The 19,562-nt window shown below is 59.2% G+C and carries 17 protein-coding genes; 5 read left to right on the top strand and 12 right to left on the bottom strand.

The genetic code is table 11. The annotated features are described in order from the left end of the window. The first annotated feature begins 144 nt into the window (after positions 1 to 144). The gene (locus GSQ90_RS13880; RefSeq protein ID WP_158815417.1) at positions 145 to 1,500 is read left to right on the top strand and encodes an IS5 family transposase; all 1,356 of its coding nucleotides are present in this window, start codon (positions 145 to 147) and stop codon (positions 1,498 to 1,500) included. Between the two features lie 179 nt (positions 1,501 to 1,679). Here GSQ90_RS13880 and GSQ90_RS13875 read toward each other — a convergent pair whose 3' ends face one another. Together GSQ90_RS13875 and GSQ90_RS13870 are read right to left on the bottom strand one after the other, a co-directional pair. Further along, positions 1,680 to 2,588, bottom strand: coding sequence for a PDR/VanB family oxidoreductase (locus GSQ90_RS13875; RefSeq protein WP_158815416.1), 909 nt, complete (start codon positions 2,586 to 2,588; stop codon positions 1,680 to 1,682). 59 nt (positions 2,589 to 2,647) lie between these two features. Then, entirely contained in the window at positions 2,648 to 3,424 is a 777-nt protein-coding gene (locus tag GSQ90_RS13870; RefSeq protein WP_158815415.1) for an MOSC domain-containing protein, read from the bottom strand. Between the two features lie 73 nt (positions 3,425 to 3,497). Here GSQ90_RS13870 and GSQ90_RS13865 point away from each other — a divergent pair, with 73 nt between their 5' ends. Continuing rightward, on the top strand, positions 3,498 to 3,812 hold the full coding sequence (locus GSQ90_RS13865) for a hypothetical protein (protein WP_158815414.1): 315 nt from the start codon (positions 3,498 to 3,500) through the stop codon (positions 3,810 to 3,812). Here the strand turns inward: GSQ90_RS13865 and GSQ90_RS13860 are convergent. The 10 genes from GSQ90_RS13860 to GSQ90_RS13815 form a co-directional block, all read right to left on the bottom strand. After that, the gene (locus GSQ90_RS13860; RefSeq protein WP_158815413.1) at positions 3,802 to 5,265 is read right to left on the bottom strand and encodes an NAD-dependent succinate-semialdehyde dehydrogenase; all 1,464 of its coding nucleotides are present in this window, start codon (positions 5,263 to 5,265) and stop codon (positions 3,802 to 3,804) included. The genes GSQ90_RS13865 and GSQ90_RS13860 overlap by 11 nt on opposite strands. Positions 5,266 to 5,312: 47 nt before the next feature. Beyond that, on the bottom strand, positions 5,313 to 6,068 hold the full coding sequence (locus GSQ90_RS13855; protein ID WP_158815412.1) for an ABC transporter ATP-binding protein: 756 nt from the start codon (positions 6,066 to 6,068) through the stop codon (positions 5,313 to 5,315). A gap of 10 nt (positions 6,069 to 6,078) precedes the next feature. Beyond that, on the bottom strand, positions 6,079 to 6,960 hold the full coding sequence (locus tag GSQ90_RS13850; protein ID WP_158815411.1) for an ABC transporter permease: 882 nt from the start codon (positions 6,958 to 6,960) through the stop codon (positions 6,079 to 6,081). 16 nt (positions 6,961 to 6,976) lie between these two features. Next, the gene (locus tag GSQ90_RS13845) at positions 6,977 to 7,960 is read right to left on the bottom strand and encodes an ABC transporter substrate-binding protein (RefSeq protein WP_158815410.1); all 984 of its coding nucleotides are present in this window, start codon (positions 7,958 to 7,960) and stop codon (positions 6,977 to 6,979) included. A 193-nt stretch (positions 7,961 to 8,153) separates the two neighbouring features. Then, positions 8,154 to 9,611 carry an FAD-binding oxidoreductase gene (locus tag GSQ90_RS13840; protein ID WP_158815409.1) on the bottom strand — a complete coding sequence of 486 codons (1,458 nt, stop codon included), beginning with the start codon at positions 9,609 to 9,611 and terminating at the stop codon, positions 8,154 to 8,156. Positions 9,612 to 9,664: 53 nt separating this feature from the next. Next, the gene (locus GSQ90_RS13835; protein WP_158815408.1) at positions 9,665 to 10,480 is read right to left on the bottom strand and encodes an amino acid ABC transporter ATP-binding protein; all 816 of its coding nucleotides are present in this window, start codon (positions 10,478 to 10,480) and stop codon (positions 9,665 to 9,667) included. Between the two features lie 12 nt (positions 10,481 to 10,492). Continuing rightward, positions 10,493 to 12,133 carry a 5-guanidino-2-oxopentanoate decarboxylase gene (locus GSQ90_RS13830; RefSeq protein WP_158815407.1) on the bottom strand — a complete coding sequence of 547 codons (1,641 nt, stop codon included), beginning with the start codon at positions 12,131 to 12,133 and terminating at the stop codon, positions 10,493 to 10,495. A 28-nt stretch (positions 12,134 to 12,161) separates the two neighbouring features. Further along, positions 12,162 to 12,935 (bottom strand): transporter substrate-binding domain-containing protein, encoded by a 774-nt coding sequence (locus tag GSQ90_RS13825; protein ID WP_158815406.1) that lies wholly within the window; start codon positions 12,933 to 12,935, stop codon positions 12,162 to 12,164. A gap of 224 nt (positions 12,936 to 13,159) precedes the next feature. Beyond that, positions 13,160 to 14,350 carry a pyridoxal phosphate-dependent aminotransferase gene (locus GSQ90_RS13820; RefSeq protein WP_158815405.1) on the bottom strand — a complete coding sequence of 397 codons (1,191 nt, stop codon included), beginning with the start codon at positions 14,348 to 14,350 and terminating at the stop codon, positions 13,160 to 13,162. Positions 14,351 to 14,546: 196 nt separating this feature from the next. Beyond that, on the bottom strand, positions 14,547 to 15,746 hold the full coding sequence (locus GSQ90_RS13815) for a M20 family metallopeptidase (protein WP_158815404.1): 1,200 nt from the start codon (positions 15,744 to 15,746) through the stop codon (positions 14,547 to 14,549). A gap of 106 nt (positions 15,747 to 15,852) precedes the next feature. On the opposite strand from GSQ90_RS13815, the gene GSQ90_RS13810 reads away from it, so the two are divergent. The 3 genes from GSQ90_RS13810 to GSQ90_RS13800 all read left to right on the top strand — a co-directional run bounded on the left by GSQ90_RS13810 (position 15,853) and on the right by GSQ90_RS13800 (position 19,449). Beyond that, on the top strand, positions 15,853 to 16,524 hold the full coding sequence (locus GSQ90_RS13810) for a GntR family transcriptional regulator (RefSeq protein WP_158815403.1): 672 nt from the start codon (positions 15,853 to 15,855) through the stop codon (positions 16,522 to 16,524). A gap of 96 nt (positions 16,525 to 16,620) precedes the next feature. Beyond that, entirely contained in the window at positions 16,621 to 18,069 is a 1,449-nt protein-coding gene (locus tag GSQ90_RS13805) for a gamma-aminobutyraldehyde dehydrogenase (RefSeq protein WP_158815402.1), read from the top strand. Positions 18,070 to 18,081: 12 nt separating this feature from the next. Further along, positions 18,082 to 19,449, top strand: a complete 1,368-nt coding sequence (locus GSQ90_RS13800; protein WP_246731596.1) for an alpha-hydroxy acid oxidase — start codon at positions 18,082 to 18,084, stop codon at positions 19,447 to 19,449. Positions 19,450 to 19,562 lie beyond the last annotated feature (113 nt).

The following is a 19,562-nucleotide window of genomic DNA, read 5'->3' as shown; positions in this document are numbered from 1 at the left end:
GGGCCGGTTTGCGGGGCTTTTCTGGTGGTTTGAAGTAATCGCTTTTGCCGGAATGGAGGGCGCGGGCGGCGATTATCTTGCAAATTGAAACGGTCGCCGGGTCGTGATTCTCTGCTGGCGAGAGACGCGATCTGGAGATTCGCGATGCGGCCGAAGGAGCGTCGGGACAGCGGACAGAAAGACCTCTTCCGCGCCCGTCTGGATCAGATCGTCGACATGGGTCATCCGCTGGCGAAGCTCGCGGGGTCGGTCGATTGGGGTTTCCTGGAGGCGCGGTTCGGCGCGGCTTATACGGACAAGCCCGGCCATCCGCCGCTGCCGACGCGCTTGATGGCGGGACTCGCCATCCTCAAGCACATGCACGATCTTTCGGACGAAGCTCTGTGCGAGCGCTGGGTCGAGAACCCCTATTTCCAATTGTTCTGCGGCGAGGAGTTCTTCCAACACAAGCTGCGCTTCGATCGCTCCTCAATGACGCGCTGGCGACAGCGCATGGGCGAAGAGAAGCTCGTCGCGCTGATCCAGGAGAGCCTCGCTGTCGCCACGCGCACGCGCGCGGCCAAGCCGGCGGATTTTTCTAAGGTGATCGTCGACACCACCGTTCAGCCCAAGGCGGTGGCGCACCCGACCGACGCCAAGCTGATGCATCGCGCGCGCGAGCGGTTGGTCCGGCTGGCCAAAAAGCATGGCGTCGCGCTGCGCCAGTCCTACGAGCGGGTCGGCAAACATGCGCTGATCGCCCATCAGCGCTACGCCCACGCCAAGCAGTTTAAGCGCGCGAACCGGGCGCTCAGGACTTTGCGCACGTATCTGGGCCGGACCGCGCGCGACGTCGTTCGCAAGATCAAGGGCAAGGCGGCGTTGGAGAGCGTCTTTGCTCATCCGCTCTCGCTCGCCTGGCGGGTGCGCGATCAGCGTCAGAACCAGCGCGGCAAGAAAGTCTATTCGCTGCATGCGCCGGAGGTCGAATGCATCGGCAAGGGCAAGGCGCATCGGCCCTACGAATTCGGCGTCAAGGTCTCCCTCGCCACGACGCTGCATCGCTCCCGCGGCGGCCAATTCATCGCCCATGTGAAGGCGTTGCCGGGCAACCCCTATGACGGCCATACGCTCGGCGTCGTTGTGCCGGAGATGGAAACCCAGATCGGCGCCAATATCGAGCGCGTCGTTGTCGACCGAGGCTACCGTGGCCACAACGCTCCGCCCGAGCACAGGTTCAGGGTCTATATCTCGGGCCAGAAGCGGCGCGTCGCCGAGGCGATCGAACGGGACCTGCGCCGCCGGTCCGCCGTCGAGCCTTGCATCGGCCATCTCAAGGCCGAGCACCGGATGGGCCGCAACCACCTCGCCCACATGACCGGCGACGCCGCCAACGCCGTCCTCGCCGCCGCCGGCTACAACTTCCGCAGGTTGCTGGCCTGGCTGAGGCTGCTTTTGCGCCTCTGGCTCGCCGCGCTCATCAATGCTGACGGCTCACAAAATCTCATCGCCGCCGCCTAAATCGGATTCTTCACGGGCGACTTTCTAGCCAAGGGAAGTCTCGACGCCGATGGTCAATATCTGGACGCCCGGGCCTTCAACTATTCCGCTCCAGAGCGGACAGGCGGATTTCCACCCGATCCAACCAGTGCGATTTGACTATGCCCTAACTGAACAAATCACTCTGATCGGTGCTCATTTCAAAAATCGAGTTCGATCACACCCCCTAAGGCCCGAGACACGCACGGCATAATGGCCGATGCCCGCTCCTCTCGCTTGAGGTACATGTCACGGTGATCTGCGTCCCCAGAGACCAGGCGCATGCGGCACTTCCCGCAAAAGCCGCTCTCACAGGATGCGGTAGGCTTTAGGCCTGCCTCGCGAAGCGCATCAAGGATGGTCTGATCCTCGCGCACGCGGAACACCCTACCCGTCTTTGTCTGCCGGATCTCGAACCGCTCGTTGTCGATCGCGCCGGCGCCGTCTTTGCGGAATTGCTCGGCGTGGACATGCGACCTCGGCCAATGAATCGACCCCAGCCGCACGGCGTCCATCATGCCGGCAGGGCCGCAGTAATACAGATTCGTTCCGTCGCCGTTGTCCTGCAACCAGGGGCCGAGGTCGAGGCGCCTACCGCCGTTTTCGGCAGAGAAGTGGCAGATGGCGTTTTCCACGAACTCCGGACCAAGAATAATGTCGGCGTAGGCCGCCTCGCTCCGTGACTTCGCCAAATAGATCAGCTTGAAATCGCCATCTCGGCCGCGTAGCAGCCGGCGCGCCAGGGACAACATCGCGGTGATGCCAATCCCGCCCGCGATCAGAAGATGACCGTGACCCTTGGCCAGTCGCAGACCGGTCCGGGCCACTTCCGCTGAAAGGACGGCTTCTTCTGACGCACCCTCGTGCATGCTCCGCGAGCCACCGCGCGATGCCGTCTCTCGCTTGACGGCGATGACGTAGCGGTGCCGCTCTGTGTCGTCATTGCAAATCGAATAGTTGCGCAGCTCGCCTGATGGCGTCTGGACAATCAGACTACTGCCGGCAAGGATGGCCGGCAATTCGGTCCCATCCGCCGACCGAAGATCGAACTCATGAATGTCGTCGGTCAACGCCCTGCGAGCGTGAACCTGGAGCTGAAGTTTGCTGTCTAAGAGCATGCGGCCTTGTCTCAGGAAATCGAGATCTGGGAGCCGATTTCGATCATGCCCCCTTCGATGACTTCAGCGTAAACCCCCATGTCTGCATGCCCGAGGTGCTTCATCAGCAGCCGCGGGACGGCGATGTCCCGCCTTGCGTCGATTGGGTTTACCTCGGTCGCGGCGCAACGTTCCGTGCGCTGGAAGATCCGTAACCTGGCGGGACCCACCTCGATTTCGCGGCCGAGCATCTCCAATTCCCGGTAAGCCGGCAGTCCGTCGAAGTAGAGGTTTGCTCGAAAGCGCAGTGGGTCGACGGCCGCGCTGATCCTGCTCTCGAAGTCTCTGACTGTCGCAAGATTGATTAGCGAAATGGCGTTCATCATCTCTTTTGACTCTGTGCAAAGATCTGTGAAGCGATTCTCACCACCGACCGCCACAGAAGGTTCCCGCCCGTCTTGCAGATCAAACATGTTTGAGAAGAACCGCACGACCTCGGCACGCCCACGCTCAGTTTCCAAATTCTCCGATAGCACCGGCTGTCCCTGAACGCTGACATCGAGCGTCTTCGTTTCCGTGTCGAAAAACGTCGACAACCCAGCCAACCGGTCTTCCTTCACGAGCACGATGAAGCGCGATTTCGGCAAGGGCTGGAAGTAAGTGGGGTCATACCCGCTATCATGCCGCGCAAGGCCGTAAACCCGGTCAAACGGAAATCCCTCGCCCGCGATCAGGCGCACCTTGGCGAGGGCCTGCGCACTAAGCCCTTTCACGGGATAATGGTACAGACCGCGAACCGCAACCGACATCAAAATCCCCTTACCGCTTCGAGCGGCCTACCGAGGCAACTGACCGGCCTATCAATTGAGACGGGCCGGGGCATTGGGCGTCGCCGTCGTGAATTCCCGACGTCTGCACCACTTCGCATGGATCGGGCTCGCCACGCTGGGACTGACGCCGTTGCTGCCCCTCGGCGAATCCATGAACAATCTCGATGCGGTCGGTGTCGGCTTCGCGCTGCCTGCTGTTGGGCGCTCTACATCGCGTTCGGCGGGCATGCTGCGCGCGCGCCCGGGCAACCGTTGCCGACGCACTCGAGCGATTCTGGCCGCGCCTTCGGAACGCACCGACCGGCAAGACGAGAAAACACATATCGGGGAAGATTGCGCCAACGTTACAGCGCCGCCTACCCATTGAGGCCGGCGAGCAGCATGTATTTCAACTCGAGGAACTCTTCGATGCCGTGGTGAGAGCCCTCCCGGCCGAGCCCGCTCTCCTTGACGCCGCCGAAGGGCGCCGCCTCGGTGGTGATGAGCCCCGTATTGACGCCGACCATGCCATATTCCAATGCCTCCGCGACACGAAACACCCGACCGAGATCACTGGAATAAAAGTACGACGCGAGGCCGAAGGGGGAGGCGTTCGCCATCTCGATGACATCCTCCTCACTGCTGAATCGGTACACCGGAGCGAGCGGACCGAACGTCTCCTCACGAGTGACCAGCATCTTCGTCGTCACCTCGGCGAGCACGGTCGGCTCGAAGAAAGTGCGGCCAAGCGGATGGCGCTTGCCTCCGATCACGAGCCGCGCGCCTTGTCTGACCGCGTCCGCGATGTGCCGCTCGACCTTCGCGACGGCAGCGTCGCTGATCAACGGGCCTTGCTCGACGCCAACTTCGAGACCGCTGCCGACCCTCATGTCCATGACGCGCGTGGCGAGCTTCTCAACGAAGGATTCGTAGATTGAGTTCTGCACGTAGATCCGGTTTGCGCAGATGCAGGTCTGGCCCATGTTGCGATATTTCGAGACCATCGCGCCTTCAATGGCGGCATCGAGATCGGCGTCGTCGAAGACGATGAAGGGCGCATTTCCGCCGAGTTCGAGCCCCACCTTCTTCACACCATCGGAAGCTTGTCTCATCAAAATCTTGCCGACCTCGGTCGAGCCGGTAAAGCTCACAAACCGGACCGCTGGGTGGTCGCAGAACACCTTGCCGACAGCGGAGGGCTCGCCTGTCACGACGTTGAATACCCCTGCAGGCAGCCCGGCCCGCTCGGCAAGTGCCGCGAGGGCGAGCGCCGAGAGCGGCGTCTCGGGCGCAGGCTTCAGCACCACCGTGCAGCCTGCGGCGATAGCAGGCGCCGCCTTGCGGGTGATCATGGAGCACGGGAAATTCCACGGCGTGATGGCGCTCACGACGCCGATCGGCTGCTTGCCGACAACGATGCGCGCGTCGGCCCGGTGGCTCGGGATGGTCTCGCCGTAGACGCGTTTCGCTTCTTCGGCGTAGAACTCTACGTAGGCCGCGGCAATGTCGACCTCGGCTTTTGCCTCGGCGAGCGGCTTTCCCTGCTCAGAGGTGAGGATCAGGGCAAGGTCGCTGCGGTTCTCCACGATCAACTCGAACCAGCGGCGCATGATCGCAGAGCGTTCCTTGGCGATCTTCTTGGCCCAAAGCCTAAAGGCGCGCTCTGCAGCTTCGACGGCATTCATCGCCTGCCGGGTGCCAAAGCTTGGAGTCTTACCGAGGATCGCGCCGGTGGCGGGATTCGTGACAGCGTCGGTGGGCTCGCCGATCCATTGACCGTCTACATAGCAGTGCGCCTTGAGGAGCAAAGGATCCTGAAGCTTGAGTTGTAGATCCATCATAAAGCGTTACCGTTCGAACTGAAATTCGTCACTTAGGTGCTCTCCCGCTAGTGCCGCAGCATATGAAGGACGTCACGTCGATAAGATGTGAACTCCTCGCTCGCGACGATGTCGGCCGAGCGCGGGCGTGGCAGCTCGATCCGAAAATCAGCCATGATCTGCCCCGGCTGCGCACTCATCACCAGCACGCGATCGGCCAAAAAAATTGCCTCCTCGATGTCGTGGGTTACGAAGAGGACAGTCGTTTTCCGACGCGCCCATATGTCGAGTAACAGTTCCTGCATTCTGGACCGCGTTTGCGCGTCCAACGCCCCAAACGGTTCGTCCATGAGAAGCACTTTGGGTTCCATCGCGAGCGCTCTTGCGATGGCGACGCGTTGGCGCATTCCGCCGGATAGCGCCTTTGGGTATTCGCTCGCGAACTCGCGGAGACCGACAAGATTCAGAAGGTCCAGCGACGTTTCCCGGCGACGCTCTGGCGGCCAACCATTGATTTTAGGCCCAAACTCTACGTTGTCCCGAATTGTCAGCCATGGGTATAGCGAGTAATTCTGAAAGACCATACCGCGGTCCGGTCCCGGATCGACTACTTCGCGACCGTCAACCATGATCACTCCGGTCGAGGCGCAGACCAAGCCACCCACAACGTTGAGGAGCGTCGATTTTCCGCAGCCCGACGGTCCCAGGAGACAGACGAAGTCGCCGTCTGCGATGTCTAGGTTTGTTTCCGCGACGGCAATGCGGGGAACACCCTCGCTGCTTTGGAATGCGATACTGACACGATCGATGACAACTCGGGCCACAGTGCTACCCTCAGTACATGTAGGGAAAGAGCCTACGGTGCGCGATACGGAATCCGACGTCGGTGATTACGCCAAGAACACCGACCGAAATAATGCCCGCGATCACCTGATCCGTTAACAAAAAGCGTTGCGCTTGCAGGATTGCGATACCCATCCCGCGCTGGGCGCCCACGAGCTCCGCAACAATCACATAGGTCCAAGCAAGTCCGACTGTTATCCTAAGCGCATCCACGATGGCCGGCGTGGACGCGGGAATGAGCACTCGGAAAAAGACCTGCATCGAGCTTGCGCCAAGGGTATAGGCGCTGTTGACGATATCCTTCGATACGGTCGATGAGGCGTCTGCGATCATCAGCGTCAAAGGAAAAAAGACGCCGAGGAAGACAACCGAGATTTTTTGTCCCTCGTCGATGCCGAGCCAGATTATCAGTAGGGGAATGAAAGCGGATGCAGGCATATAGCGCGCTGCGCCGAAGAGCGGTTCGAATAAAGCCTGGAAGAACCGGAAATTGCCCATGAGGACGCCAATGGGAACGGCCAGGGCTGCCGCGATGAGAAACCCACCCAGAATTCGGTATGCGCTCGCCCAGATGTCTATCAAAAATCCATCCGTGTAGAGCATCGAGACCAGACGAGTCGCCACCGCAGCGGGACTCGGCAAGAAGAATGGCTGAATGAATCCACCGCTCGTGACGGCGATCCAAAGCGCAAAGAACAAAGCAACCCCGACGGCCGAAATGATCCACCCTTCCCGCGGAGAGAGACTGGCGCGCGGTCGCAAATAGCGACTCAATTTATGTGAAGCGGAGCGCCGGTCCCGCTTCACAGGCGAGGCCGGGGCGGCATCGGGAGACGCCGATGCCGGCACCCGGAGAGGCACGTCGGGGTTCATTGTCGTTCCAATGCGATCAGTTGTCGGCCGGCGTTTTGAACGCGATCATTGCCTCGGGAGCGGGCGCTTTCTTCAGGACGCCGATGCGGGCGTAGAAAGAGCCAGCATTCTTGGCGAGCTCCAGTGCCGGGCTGGTTCCTCCCGTCGGTGAGACGAAAAAGGAAAGGTTCTCCGCTTTTCCGAAAAACATCACGTCGTTCCATGAACTATCAAGCGAAGCCGGCGTCATTTTGAGGTTTCTGGCAATAATCTCTTTGGCTTCGGCCGGATTCGCCTGAAGAAAGGCGATGGCTTTGAAGTACCCCCTCACCAATCCCTCGACAGCCTTGGGATTGTCCCTCATGTATTCGGGGCGCACGGCGAGCGCGTCCACAATGAGACCCGGAAGCGACTTCGTATCAATCAGGATCTTGCCGAAGTCAGTCGCTTTGGCCTTCGAAAGCCACGGTTCCCAGGTCACTGCCGCGTCAACGCGGCCGGCCACGAAAGCGGCTCCCGCATCCCCCGACTTCATGTCGATTTCGTTGACGTCTTTGTCGGATAGCCCGACTTTGTCCAGAGCCTGCGCCAGCAAGAATTGAGAGACCGAACCATGCTGAACGGCGACGGTGCGGCCTTTGAGCCCTGCAACGCCCGCAATGTCTTTCTTCCCGACGATACCATCGCCGCCGTGCGACTCGTCGAGTGCGAGAACGACTGACAATTGCGCCCCATTCCCGGTGAAAAGGGCGAAGTTATCGATGGTGGACGCCACAGCGTCGAGCCGACCGCCTGCCATTGCCGCAATGGCATCGGATGAGGCTTCGATAATGGTGGGCTCAACGTCGACGCCCGCCTCGGTGAAGTAGCCCTTCTCCTTGGCGACATAGAGGGCGCCGTAGCCAATCCACGTTGAATGCGCAATTCGAAGCTTGGGAACCGACTGCGCGGCGACTTCAGAGCATTGGCCGCCAAAAGCCAACATCGTTGCAATGGCGAGCACTCTCGCGATCCCGTTCATATTACCTCCTCAAACTCAATGTGAAAGTCCGTGTTGTCGCCTGTCGACAATCTTAGGGGACACCGAGATTTCGAAATTGTCAATGGCCCGTCGACTGTCGACTTCCTATGGGACGGCTATCGCTTCATAGCTGCGCCGACCAGGCGCGAAGTCAGCTCGCCGCTTTCGACGCAGCGAAAAGAGTGTTCATCGCTCAGAAAGCTATGTGCGGATTCAGAAGGCCCTTTGGATCGAGTGAGCGCTTCAGCAGCCGCATCAGAGCCAATTGCTGGGCAGGGCGGGACCTGGAAACATGAGCCGCCTTCTCAATGCCTATGCAATGCTCTGCGGAAATCGAAGAGGAGACGTACCGCGAAAGAGGGTCATAGACCAGGTTGCTTATTAGACCGTGTAGCGACGGGTCAGCATTCGCACATCCGACCATAAAGTGAATGTTGCCATCGGCCATATGGCCAAAGGAATACAACGAACAGGTTTCGCCACACGATGCCAGTCCTGCCTTCACCTTTTCGATGTAATTAGTAAAATCGGAAGGGCTAAGGCTCACGTCGAACGAGTATACCGCGGGATAAAGGCGTTCAATGGAATCTGAACCGTCCCTGATTTCCCAAAACCGAGCCGCCTCAGCGCCGGATTTAGCTATGACACCGCTTGAGATGTATTCGATGTCGCCGAGAAAGTCCTGCATAGCGGCATCCGCGTGCACGCTTTTGTCGACGCTCTCCAACTCGAAGAGAACGAAAATTGGCCACTCCGCAGCGAGGGGAGGAGGCTTGCCGGCGAGCATATCTTGGCACACGGCCGAGTAGTATTCTCTCCACATCACCTCGACTGCGGAGATTCGGTTGTTTAGCTCAGCTCTCGCCTTTTCATAAAATTTGAGCGCATCGTCATATCTATCGAATGCAAGTAGCGCTGCGCAACTTGTCGTTGGGGCTGCGTCCAGGCGCACTAAAACGCGTGTCACGATGCCACAAATGCCCTCAGTCCCGATGAACAATTGCTTAAGGTCGAAGCCAGTGTTGTTCTTGATAAGACCGGTTGTTTCCGAGATAACGGCGCCGTCCGCCAGAACCACTTCCAATCCCGCAATCTGGCTGCGTGTCATGCCATAACGTACCACGCGCGAGCCACCGGCATTTGTGGCGACATTGCCACCGATGGTGCAAGACCCGCGCGATCCAATATCGATTCCGACATGAAGGCCAGCGCCGGCTGCCGCGGTTTGAACACTCTGCAACTTCACGCCGGCGCCGACATCGATTAAACGTCGCGCGACATCGATGCCGTGGATTTGGTTCAGCCTTTCGGTTGACAGAATTAGTTGGCCCGGCGCGCTCTTGCAGCCTCGAACAAGGCCAGTCAGCCCGCCGTGCACCACGATCGGAATCGCAAAATCGCTACACACACAGACACAGTCGGCGACCTGCTCTGTACTGCTGGGGCGGATCAGAAGGCCTGCGTCAAGATTTCCCGCCCCGTAACCTGGCCAACGCGAGAAGACATCGCTTTCTTTAAGGAGATGGCCGTGCCCAACGATGTTTTCCAACCTTGTGATGGCTTCGTTCGGAACTCTTATCATCATCGGTTCTCGCGTAAGCGGTTGCGGACCAGCAGCGTACGGGGCGACGCGGACGGCGATCGTAGGCATTGGGTGTCCGAAAGCGTGGTCGAGCAGACCATAGAAGTGCTCGCCGAACGTCTTTAGCGCCCTAGCAGAGAACCCAAAAACTCTGCCGCGCGCGGGTTGCTTGGGGCACTGAAAAACCTCTCTGGGGGCGAAACCTCCGCGATACGGCCGCAGTCGAGAAATATTACGCTGTCGGCGACACGGCGCGCGAAGCTCATCTCGTGTGTAACCACAACCATCGTAATGCCGCTGGACGCCAAAAGTGTCATGATGTCGAGGACTTCCGACACCATCTCCGGATCGAGCGCCGACGTCGGCTCATCGAAGAATATAATCTCGGGCTGCATGCAGAGTGTGCGAGCAATCGCCACGCGCTGCTGCTGTCCTCCAGATAATTGGGACGGGTATCTCTGTTCGCTGCCCGGCATCCTTACACGGTTGAGATAGTCGGCGGCGACTTCCTCGGCTAACCGTCTGCTGAGCTTCCTTACCTTCGTTTGAGCGAGGATGAGGTTTTCGAGGACCGTCAAGTGCGGGAAGAGATTGAAGGATTGGAAAACCATTCCAACCCGGCCGGCGAAGTCTCTTACGCTGCTTCCATCCGGCTTTACGTCACGTCCGAGGAGACGTACCGTTCCCGCGTTGCGTTTCTCGAGCCCCGAGAGGCAGCGCATAAAAGTTGACTTCCCCGATCCAGATGGCCCGCAGATTACGGTCTTGGACCCCCTTTGCAACGTTGCACCGATATCATCTAGCACCCTCACCGTGCCGTAGCTCTTGACGATGTTAGCCGCGTATACCGCGATGGGATCGGGGGCGACCGAACTCCCGTGTGTCGCCGAGAAGGGTGCTTCACTTCTGGTAGCTTCGCTCTGTGAAGCAGAGGCCATGTTGGGGCGTCCTCAGTTCGCGAGCTCGGCAAAGCTTGGCCCGTCAGCATCGATTTGGAGCAGTGTTGGGACGTCTCGGCTCAAAGCTTTTCCAAGCTCGGCTCCGAATTGGGAGAGGCTTTCGACCAGAATCGCCTGGCATCCGAAACCGCGAGCGACCGCCACGAAGTCAGGCGTGTAGAGATCGACGCCGATCGTCGGGATACCGCCCGCGTTCATGGCGTCCTTGATTTCGCCGTATGACCTGTTGTTCCAAAGGACAATTGGGATGCCGACACGGTTTTCGACAGCTGTCGCCAACTCTTCGAGAGTGTAGAGGAAGCTGCCGTCGCCTACGATGGCGACAACCTGCCGACTCGGGCATCCGATCTTTGCGCCGATCGCGGCGGGCATTGCGGAGCCAAGCGTTCCGTATCCGTTGGGAAAAAGCCATGCGCCCGCCGTTTTGGACGGGTAGTAGTGGTTCCCTGTATAGGCCAACTGTGTTGAATCAGCGCAGATGAGCGCATCTCGGTCGAGGCTGCCAGCAAGCACGTCGAGGATGGCTTTGTGCTTCGGCGCTTCCGCAGACCACTCCCCCACGAGTTTCGCCCTGCTATCGCGTACGATCTTCTCGCGATCGGCGCGATCAGCGCCAGAGACAGACGCCGAGAGATGTTTGCATATTTCCTTCGCCGCGAGTCCTGCGTCAGACAATATCGCCAAGCTCGGATGGAAGTTCATCGTCAACTGATGGGGATCAATGTCTATCCGGATCAGTTTGCCCGGAATTTGGTAGGGCTTGCATGTGTAGAGAAGGTCTGTCTCTCCCAACTCCGTCCCAATCGCCAGGACCACGTCCGCTTCCTCGAGCAGGGTCCTAACGGGTTCGAAGGGGAGCGAAGATCCAAGGGAGAGGGGGTGGTCTTCGGGCACGACGCCCTTGCCGGCATTTGTGGTCACAGCAATTATGCCTAGCCGTTCGATAAGTTCCAACACCGCGTCTGCGCTTCGCCGGCAGCCGCCGCCAAGGATCGCTATCGCTCTCGTCGCCCCGGCGACAAGATCAGCCGCCATCTTCGCCGCTTCGGGCGCGGGCGCCGGCGGATGGAACATCGACGCTGTCTCGAGAGTTACACGCGTCGGAGCCGCGAGGAGGTCGCGGGGAATTTCGATAATCGCCGGACGAGGCCGAGCCGTCAAAAAGAGGGAGATTGAACGGTGAAGCACCTCAGCGACATTCGCCGTGTCGAGTACAAGATGCGAAAAGCCAGCGATCTGCTGCTCGACCGCGTGTTGCGACTTGGTCTCGTGTAGACAGCCCCGGCCGACACCGAGTTCCGCCCTCTGGTTGGAAGCGGTCAGAACAAGCATTGGGAGGGAGTCGGAGTAAGCTTCCGCGATTCCCGTCCCCGCGTTGAGCAGGCCTGGTCCTGTGATGAGCATGCAGCACGCTGGACGGCCTGTGGCGAAGGCATAGCCATATGCCATGAACGCCGCGCCTTGTTCGTGCCGCGGCGTCACATGTCGAAAACCCCGTTCGGGGAAGGTGCGATAGAAATCGACCGTGTGCACACCGGGGATGCTGAAGATCGTATCGAAGCCGTATCTCTCAAGCAGGCGCATAATTGCATCGGCGCACGGGACGTCAATTTGCTCTGCTTGGTTGACCATCGCCTCTGACTCCAGCATCGTCCGCGTTTTATTGGGATTTTGAGACGTCAAAGCCAAAATATTTGATGCTCAATTCCTTGAATGTTCCGGCGGCGACGACGTCTGCCAGGCCCTTGTTCAGGTCATTGCGAAGCGTCTCGTCACCTTTTCGAACCGCCATCGCCATTCCGCCATAATACTTCTTGTCGGTCACGGCTGGACCGACGAAGTCGTAGCCGGCTCCTTCGGGGCGTTTCAGGAAACCCTCCGAAATGCCGATTTCGTCGTCGAAGACGAAGTCGACGCGGCCGGATTGGAGATCGAGAATGGCGTTATCAAGACTCTTGTAGACCTGGACGTTCACGCCTTTCCAAACGTCCTGGAAGTAACTTTCGTGGACCGTACCTGAAACCAGGCCAATAGATTTTTTGGAAAGCCCCTCTTTTGACAGAACGAGAGCGCTGCCTTTCTTGCCGACAAAGCGACCCGACACGTTGACGTAAACCGACGAAAAATCGACGTGCTCCTGTCGCTTAGCCGTAACGTTCATCGCGGCGATGATGACGTCGAATTTCTTAGCCTCCAACGCCGGAATCAATCCGTCGAAATCTTGGGCGGTGAAGCCGCATTTTGCTTTGAGATCATCACAGATCGCCTTCGCAAGGTCGATCTCGAACCCTTGGACTTCGCCTTGTGGCGTTACGAAATTGAACGGAGGAAAGGCGCCTTCCGTGCCGAACCTGATCGTCTTGCTTTGTGCATGGGCGTGGGACGAGCACACTACCGCCGCTATCAATGCCGCTGCCCGAACTGATTTGAGCATTCGTCTCCCCTTCTTAACAAATTGTCGCCTGTCGACAATTCTACGTAAAAGACTGCCTCGTCGCTTGTCAATGGCTATCTCATTGCAAAAGATGGAGCTGATCGTCCGGCACCTCACCTCGTTTGAAAATTCACCTTGGCGTGGCGCGCGCACAGTGAGGAGGTCGCGATAAATCGGCGTTCAACCCTGGATCGAGGACACGAGCGGATCGGGCACAGCAGACCTCAAGGTGGCGCCAGAGAGGTCGCAAATGCCTTCAGCCGATTGATGCCTTCGACAATCTTCCTGACGTCCGTCGCAAAACTCACACGAACGTAGTTCGCGCCGGTCATGCTGAACGCGGTGCCGGGGACAACTGCCACTCCCGCTTCATCCAGCGCGCGCTCGGCGAATATGCCGCTCTCGAGACCGGTTCTTGAGATGTCTATCAACACGAACATCCCACCAACTGGGCGTAGGCACTTGAGCACGATGTCGCCCTGCAGCGCGTCCAGCAGAGCGCAGAGTCGGCGTTCGTATTCGACGCGCATCGGCCGGACATAAGTCTCAGCATTTGCCAACGCCTCGATCGCGGCGTCTTGGATAAAGGGCGGCGAGCCGAAGAGCGAGCATTGGGCGAACCGTTCAAGGTGGCGAGCCATTGCCCGTGGGGCAACGGCCCAACCTATTCTCCATCCTGTCATCGCGTGGGACTTGGACAAGCTGTTTATTATGATGGTGCGCTCTTGCATGCCCGGCAACGCCGAGGCGGACCGGAAGCGTCCATCATAGAGAAGATCGCGATAGACTTCGTCACTCAGGAGCCAAACGTTCCGCTCGACGCATATGTCTGCGAGACGCCGAACATCATCGTCATGGAAGGTGAATCCGCCCGGATTATTCGGAGAATTTAGGAGAATCGCGGAGACGTTTCCCTTGAGCGCGCTTTGCATTCGATCGAAATCGATCCTTGGAACCGAACCGCCGTTCCATGGCAGCTCCATGGGAACGATCTCATTCCGGGCGCCTGATGCGCCGACGACCGCGGCGTAGGTGGCGTATGTCGGGTCGAAAGAGACGACCGTCGACTCGCGATCCGCGACACACATCATCGCTGAGAATAGGGCGCTCTGTGCGCCGGGGAATACCACAACGTTGTCGAAATCCCAGGCGCCCCCGTCGATCCGGCGCTGATCCCCCGCGATTGCTTCCCGTAGTTTTCTGACGCCGGGAACGGGGGTGTAGTGCGTCCGACCGGATCGCAATGCAGCAACCGCTGCATCGGTGATTGGCGATGGCGTGTCGAAGTCAGGATCCCCCAACGTGAGGATGATGATATCCTTGCCCTTGCGAACAAGCGTCTCGGCGCGGTCGCTTGTTTTGAAGCCTTCGGCGCCTGGGCCCACAATCCTTCTGGTTAACCCACTTTCGTACATGTGGACTCTCATTTCGTCGCGCGCGCGAACGCGCTGGTGTTGCTTCTTCGGACGCCCCCGCGATGCGGTTGCCGTGGACTGGAACTGAAGGTTCTAGGCCTCACTTCGGCCTCGAACCGGCCGATATCAGACGATCTCCATCGTCCGTCGGCCAATCCGTTCGATTGCGCGATGCGGTTGGAGACTGGAGTCGCGCTTAGGATGCCGATCCGCAGACCTTGAGCACCAGATGAGCAATCGATTCTGCTGAGCGATGCAGATCATCGATGAGAATGTGCTCCTCTGGCGTGTGTGCCCAACGTTCATCTCCAGGGCCGACGCCGACCGTAGGTATACCGGCCTCGACCATGAAGGTCCCATTGACCCCGAATCGCCACGCTCCGATCGCCGGCTTTTCGCCGACGACCTCGCTTACGGCCTCTACCGCGGCCTGGACGACCGGATTGCTCGGGTCCGTGAACATAAGCGGATAGTGATTCGTTAGTGCGAGTTCCCAACGCAAATCCGAATTCTGCTTTGCGGTTTCCGCGAAAAGAGATCGGAGTTCCGCCTCGCATGATTCAGGCGTCTCGCCTCGGACGTACCGCCGATCGATACGAAGTCGGCACTGGTCAGGCACCACGGCGGTGCCGTTGTCGGGATAGGAATGAAAGCCAGTGATCGTCACAGTCGCCAAGCCGAGCAGACGATCGTTCGCCAGGCCCCTGGCATGCGCCTCAAGTGCTTGTAGGAAAGGAACGGTCTGTAGGATCGCGTTGATTCCGTTTGACGGCTCGGAGGCATGCGAGGTCCGCCCTTTCACCACCAGTTCGAATTCCAGCTTTCCGCGATGGCCCACGTAGACACCGCCGTTGGTCGATTCGACCGAAACGCCATAGTCGGCCTTCAGCCCCCGCTCCAACACCGACTTGACGCCCGCCGGCGAATCCGTCTCCTCTTCGACATCTGCAACGAGAATGACGTCGCCCGCCAAGGACAGGCCGCACTGCTTAGCCGCGGCAACGCCAAAGGCGGCGGCCATGACATTGCATTTCATGTCGCAGGTGCCGCGTCCGTAAATAGCCTCGCCCACCTCGCCCCACCGGACGGCATCGACAACGTCTGCAGAATAGGGGGTAGCCATGTCGCCGGTCGGAACGTGATCGATATGACCGTTTATCATGAGTGATGGGCCTCTGCCGGTTCCGATCATCTTGCCAATGACGTTACCGTTCTGATCGATCTCAACATGATCGAAGCCCAATTCCTTAAAATAGCGCGAGAATACGAGGGCGACATTCGTCTCCTCGCCGGTAAGGCTCGGGATCGAGACGACTTCTCGACACGCCGCAACCAGCGCCTGTCGATCGATCGAGATCCGGTTGGGACGTGCAGACAGGGTGAGGCCGGGAGTCATTTGGCGCGTTTCCATGATTGTCGACAGTGGACAAGGAGCACGGATTGTGATTTCTTGTCAACCGCTGCATGGATGCGGAGTGGCGGCGAATGTCTAGGAGAGCTTAGTGTCGGAGATCGAAGGCAAGATTGACCGGTTTTCAGTCGCGGAGCAGGTCTACGAGCATCTTCGGAACGCGATTGTTTCCGGACAAATCGCGCAAGGCGAGCGTGTAGTCGAGCTCCAGATTGCGAGGTCGCTTCGCACGAGCAGAGCTCCAGTGCGCGAGGCTGTGAATCGTCTGCTTCAAGATGGTCTTCTCGAGTCCCGCACTCATTTCGGTCCGTCCGTCATCCAGATGACGCTCCCGAAGATGCGCTATCTTTACGACTTGCGGGTTGCAATCGAGACTTTGGCGGTGAGGTATTTGACGGCGTCACGCAACGAAGTGGACTTCAAGCCGTTGCGCGCATTGATCGAGGAAATGCGTCATGCGGCCCGCAAGGGGGACGTTATGGCGGTCGTAGAAGCGGAACTTCGGTTCCACGAAACGATGTGCGAGCTTGGCGGTAATCCCTATGTTTCTCGTGCCGCCCGGATGATCGATGGTCAATTGCGCATGGCTCTCGCCGTGGACAACGCGAACTATGAGGACCTTGCGGATGTCGCGGCTGAACACGAGCCGGTATTGGCGGCGATTGAGTCCGGAGACGCGATCAGGGCGACCGCAATATTGACTACGCACATTCTGAGTTCGCTCGAAGCGCTGGAAAATAATCACAAGGCGCGAGCGTCCTAGTCTTCCGCTTAGCGCCGGCGGCGGATTGAGGCGGCCGAAGGTGGCATGCGTCAATTCAATATTGCCGACAGTCGGCAACAAAGGGAGTGGTAATTCATGGGCCAATTGGCCGAATTCGACCGGAATGCCAAACGTCTTCTGATCGGAGGGACGCTCGAGGCGGGCGGGGCGGCCCCGATTACGATCATGGATCCGAGATCTGGGGCGGTCCTTTGCGAGCTGCCCGAGGCGGATTTGGGTCAAGTGCAACGCTCCGTCGGCGCTGCGGTCAGCGCCCAGTTCGAATGGAGCAAGACGACTCCGAGGGAACGCGCGCAGGTGCTCCTTGAGGTCGCCCAGACGATCGACAACCACGCGCAGGAGCTTGCGGAAATCGAGGCTAGGAATTGTGGAAAGCCGCTCCACCGCGTTCTGACTGACGAAATACCCGCTGCATCAGATTGCTTCCGATTCTTCGCCGGCGCCGCCAGAGTGCAGACCGCGGTGGCCGCTGGCGAATACGTTCGAGGGCATACATCGTACGTTCGACGGGACCCCGTTGGGGTTGTGGCCTCGATAGCGCCCTGGAACTACCCGTTGCAGATGGCGACCTGGAAGATCGCGCCCGCGATCGCCGCGGGGAACGCCGTGGTCTTGAAACCTTCGGAGTTCACGCCGTTAACGACGCTTCGGTTAGGTGAATTGATCTCTCGATTGCTTCCGGCCGGTCTTGTAAACATTCTCGTCGGTCGCGGAACGACCGTCGGTCAGGCTCTGATCGACCATCCCGCGGTGGACATGATCTCCTTGACGGGCTCCGTCGCCACCGGTTCGGCGGTCCTGCGTGCAGCTAGCAAGTCTATCAAGCGCACTCACCTCGAACTTGGCGGCAAGTCCCCCGTCATCGTGTGCAAGGACGTGAACGTCGAGGAAACTGCCGCGGAGATCGCCGCCAGCGGTTTCTATAACGCCGGACAGGATTGCACCGCCGCGTCCAGGTTGTACGTCCACAGAGATATCTATGAGCGGTTTATCGAACAGCTAATCGGCGTAGCCGCCAGCATCAAATATTCCTTCCAGGACGACAGTCTGAACGAAATTGGCCCGCTCGTCACGCAGTCGCAGCATGAGAAAGTACGCGGCTACATTGAGCGAGCTCAGTCCGAAAGCCACCTGCGCGTAATCCAGGCGCCCAGCCGGAGCACCGGCGGATTCTATCTCGCGCCGACCGTAATTTGCGATGCGCGCCAGGCGGACGATGTCGTTAGACAGGAAATGTTCGGACCCGTTGTTTCAGTTACGCCATTCGACGAAATCGAAGAAGCGATCACGATGGCCAACGACTCCGACTACGGATTAGCGGCCTCGGTCTGGTCGCGTGACAGTGGGCTGGCCATGAAGATCACGTCAAACTTACGTTACGGATGCACCTGGGTAAATTGCCATTTCGTTTGGGCGAGCGAAATGCCGCACGGCGGTTTCAAGAAATCTGGTTATGGCAAGGACATGTCTGTCTACGCGCTAGAAGATTATTCGGTGCCTCGATATGTCACATTCCGCCACTGAGAGCCCAGGACGTTGAGCTCTAACGTCGCGACCGACGACCTAACCATTCTCGGCAGTGGGCAGCCATTGGATTTGCCGAACGAAGGACGGAAGAACCTCGCGACTCCCGGTGGGGACCAAAGCGAGAAGGCAGAGGCAAAGTTGCCGCACGCGCTTAACTATTACAGCCTTCGGGACACGGCCCGACGCCGGCTGCCGCGCGGCCTATTCGAATATATCGATCGCGGCGCCGAGGACGAAACAAGCCTCGTGAACAATCGTCGGTCGCTTGATAACGTGCGGTTCCAGCCTCGCGTGCTCGCCGGCATCACGTCCCGCAGCCAGCAAACGGAATTGCTCGGGTACACGTTGAAACATCCTCTGATCGTAGCGCCGACCGCCGCGGCTGGACTGGTTTGGCATAAAGGCGAGCTTGGCCTGGCCCGGGCGGCGGCCGCAGCGGGCATACCTTTTTGTGCCGCCATGGAATCAATCATTTCGATCGAAGAACTCGCGGCAGCGACGAACGGAGCGATTTGGTTGCAACTGTACGTCTGGAGGGATCACGCGTTGACTCATGAACTCATTGGCCGAGCCTGGTCCGTGGGCATTGAAACGTTGGTGGTCACAGTAGACATGGCCGCCATTCCCAAGCGGGAATACAATTCGAATAACGCGTTCGACGTGCCGATCATACCGTCGTTGAAAGGTTGCTGGGACATCGTGAGACATCCCAAGTGGTTATTTTGTGTCTTATTGCGTCATATGCTGACCGAAGGCATGCCGATTCACGCCAACTATCCGACGCGTTTCCGTCGCTCGATCTTCACTTCGAGATCATCCGGCAGGATCGGCTTCGACCTGTCCCTGTCTTGGCGGGATATCGGCGAGCTTCGAAAACGCTGGCCGGGTCGACTCGTCTTAAAGGGCATCTTAGACGTCGAAGACGCTCGGCGAGCGGCGGAGGTTGGCGCGGACGCGATCGTTGTATCAAATCACGGTGGGCGCAACCTCGATAGTGCAGTGTCGCCCGTCGACGTTCTGCCCGAGATTGCCGATGACGTCGGAGGGCGGATGGTCGTCCTCGCCGACAGCGGGGTCCGCCGTGGCAGCGACGTCGTGAAACTCTTGGCACTTGGCGCTCGAGCCGTTCTCGTTGGGCGAGCGTTTCTTTATGGCGCCGCTTCGGGCGGCGAGGCTGGCGCGCAGTCAGCGATCGCGATGATCGGCGATGAGATCGACCGAACGATGGCGCTTGTGGGCTTCCGTGGCGTCGGCGAGATCAAGCGAAGCGTGCTGCGAACCGACTTTCCGCTCGGAAGGCACGCCTATCACGATGCATTGGCGTCTGGCGAGGAGACAAACAAGCGAGAGTCTCCTTCGGGCGACGCAAATGATTGACGCCGTCTGCGGAGCCCGCCGCGCGAGCAATACGGCGTGGAGTTATCGGGCTCATTGGTACACGGGGGCGTGCCCCGTGTGTCCCAGTTTAAGTTTAGAGGCGGGTCGAGACC

Source organism: Methylocapsa sp. S129 (assembly GCF_009765995.1).
Lineage (GTDB): Bacteria > Pseudomonadota > Alphaproteobacteria > Rhizobiales > Beijerinckiaceae > Roseiarcus.
This window is presented reverse-complemented; position numbering and strand designations above follow the sequence as displayed.

Coding starts and splice junctions, on each gene's coding strand:
- GSQ90_RS13845 (WP_158815410.1), bottom strand. CDS start 7,960: ATGAACGGGATCGCGAGAGTGCTCGCCATTGCAACGATGTTGGCTTTT.
- GSQ90_RS13835 (WP_158815408.1), bottom strand. CDS start 10,480: ATGGCCTCTGCTTCACAGAGCGAAGCTACCAGAAGTGAAGCACCCTTC.
- GSQ90_RS13805 (WP_158815402.1), top strand. CDS start 16,621: ATGGGCCAATTGGCCGAATTCGACCGGAATGCCAAACGTCTTCTGATC.
- GSQ90_RS13850 (WP_158815411.1), bottom strand. CDS start 6,960: ATGAACCCCGACGTGCCTCTCCGGGTGCCGGCATCGGCGTCTCCCGAT.
- GSQ90_RS13860 (WP_158815413.1), bottom strand. CDS start 5,265: ATGATGGATCTACAACTCAAGCTTCAGGATCCTTTGCTCCTCAAGGCG.
- GSQ90_RS13830 (WP_158815407.1), bottom strand. CDS start 12,133: ATGGTCAACCAAGCAGAGCAAATTGACGTCCCGTGCGCCGATGCAATT.
- GSQ90_RS13815 (WP_158815404.1), bottom strand. CDS start 15,746: ATGACTCCCGGCCTCACCCTGTCTGCACGTCCCAACCGGATCTCGATC.
- GSQ90_RS13840 (WP_158815409.1), bottom strand. CDS start 9,611: ATGCCTACGATCGCCGTCCGCGTCGCCCCGTACGCTGCTGGTCCGCAA.
- GSQ90_RS13820 (WP_158815405.1), bottom strand. CDS start 14,350: ATGTACGAAAGTGGGTTAACCAGAAGGATTGTGGGCCCAGGCGCCGAA.
- GSQ90_RS13825 (WP_158815406.1), bottom strand. CDS start 12,935: ATGCTCAAATCAGTTCGGGCAGCGGCATTGATAGCGGCGGTAGTGTGC.
- GSQ90_RS13880 (WP_158815417.1), top strand. CDS start 145: ATGCGGCCGAAGGAGCGTCGGGACAGCGGACAGAAAGACCTCTTCCGC.
- GSQ90_RS13870 (WP_158815415.1), bottom strand. CDS start 3,424: ATGTCGGTTGCGGTTCGCGGTCTGTACCATTATCCCGTGAAAGGGCTT.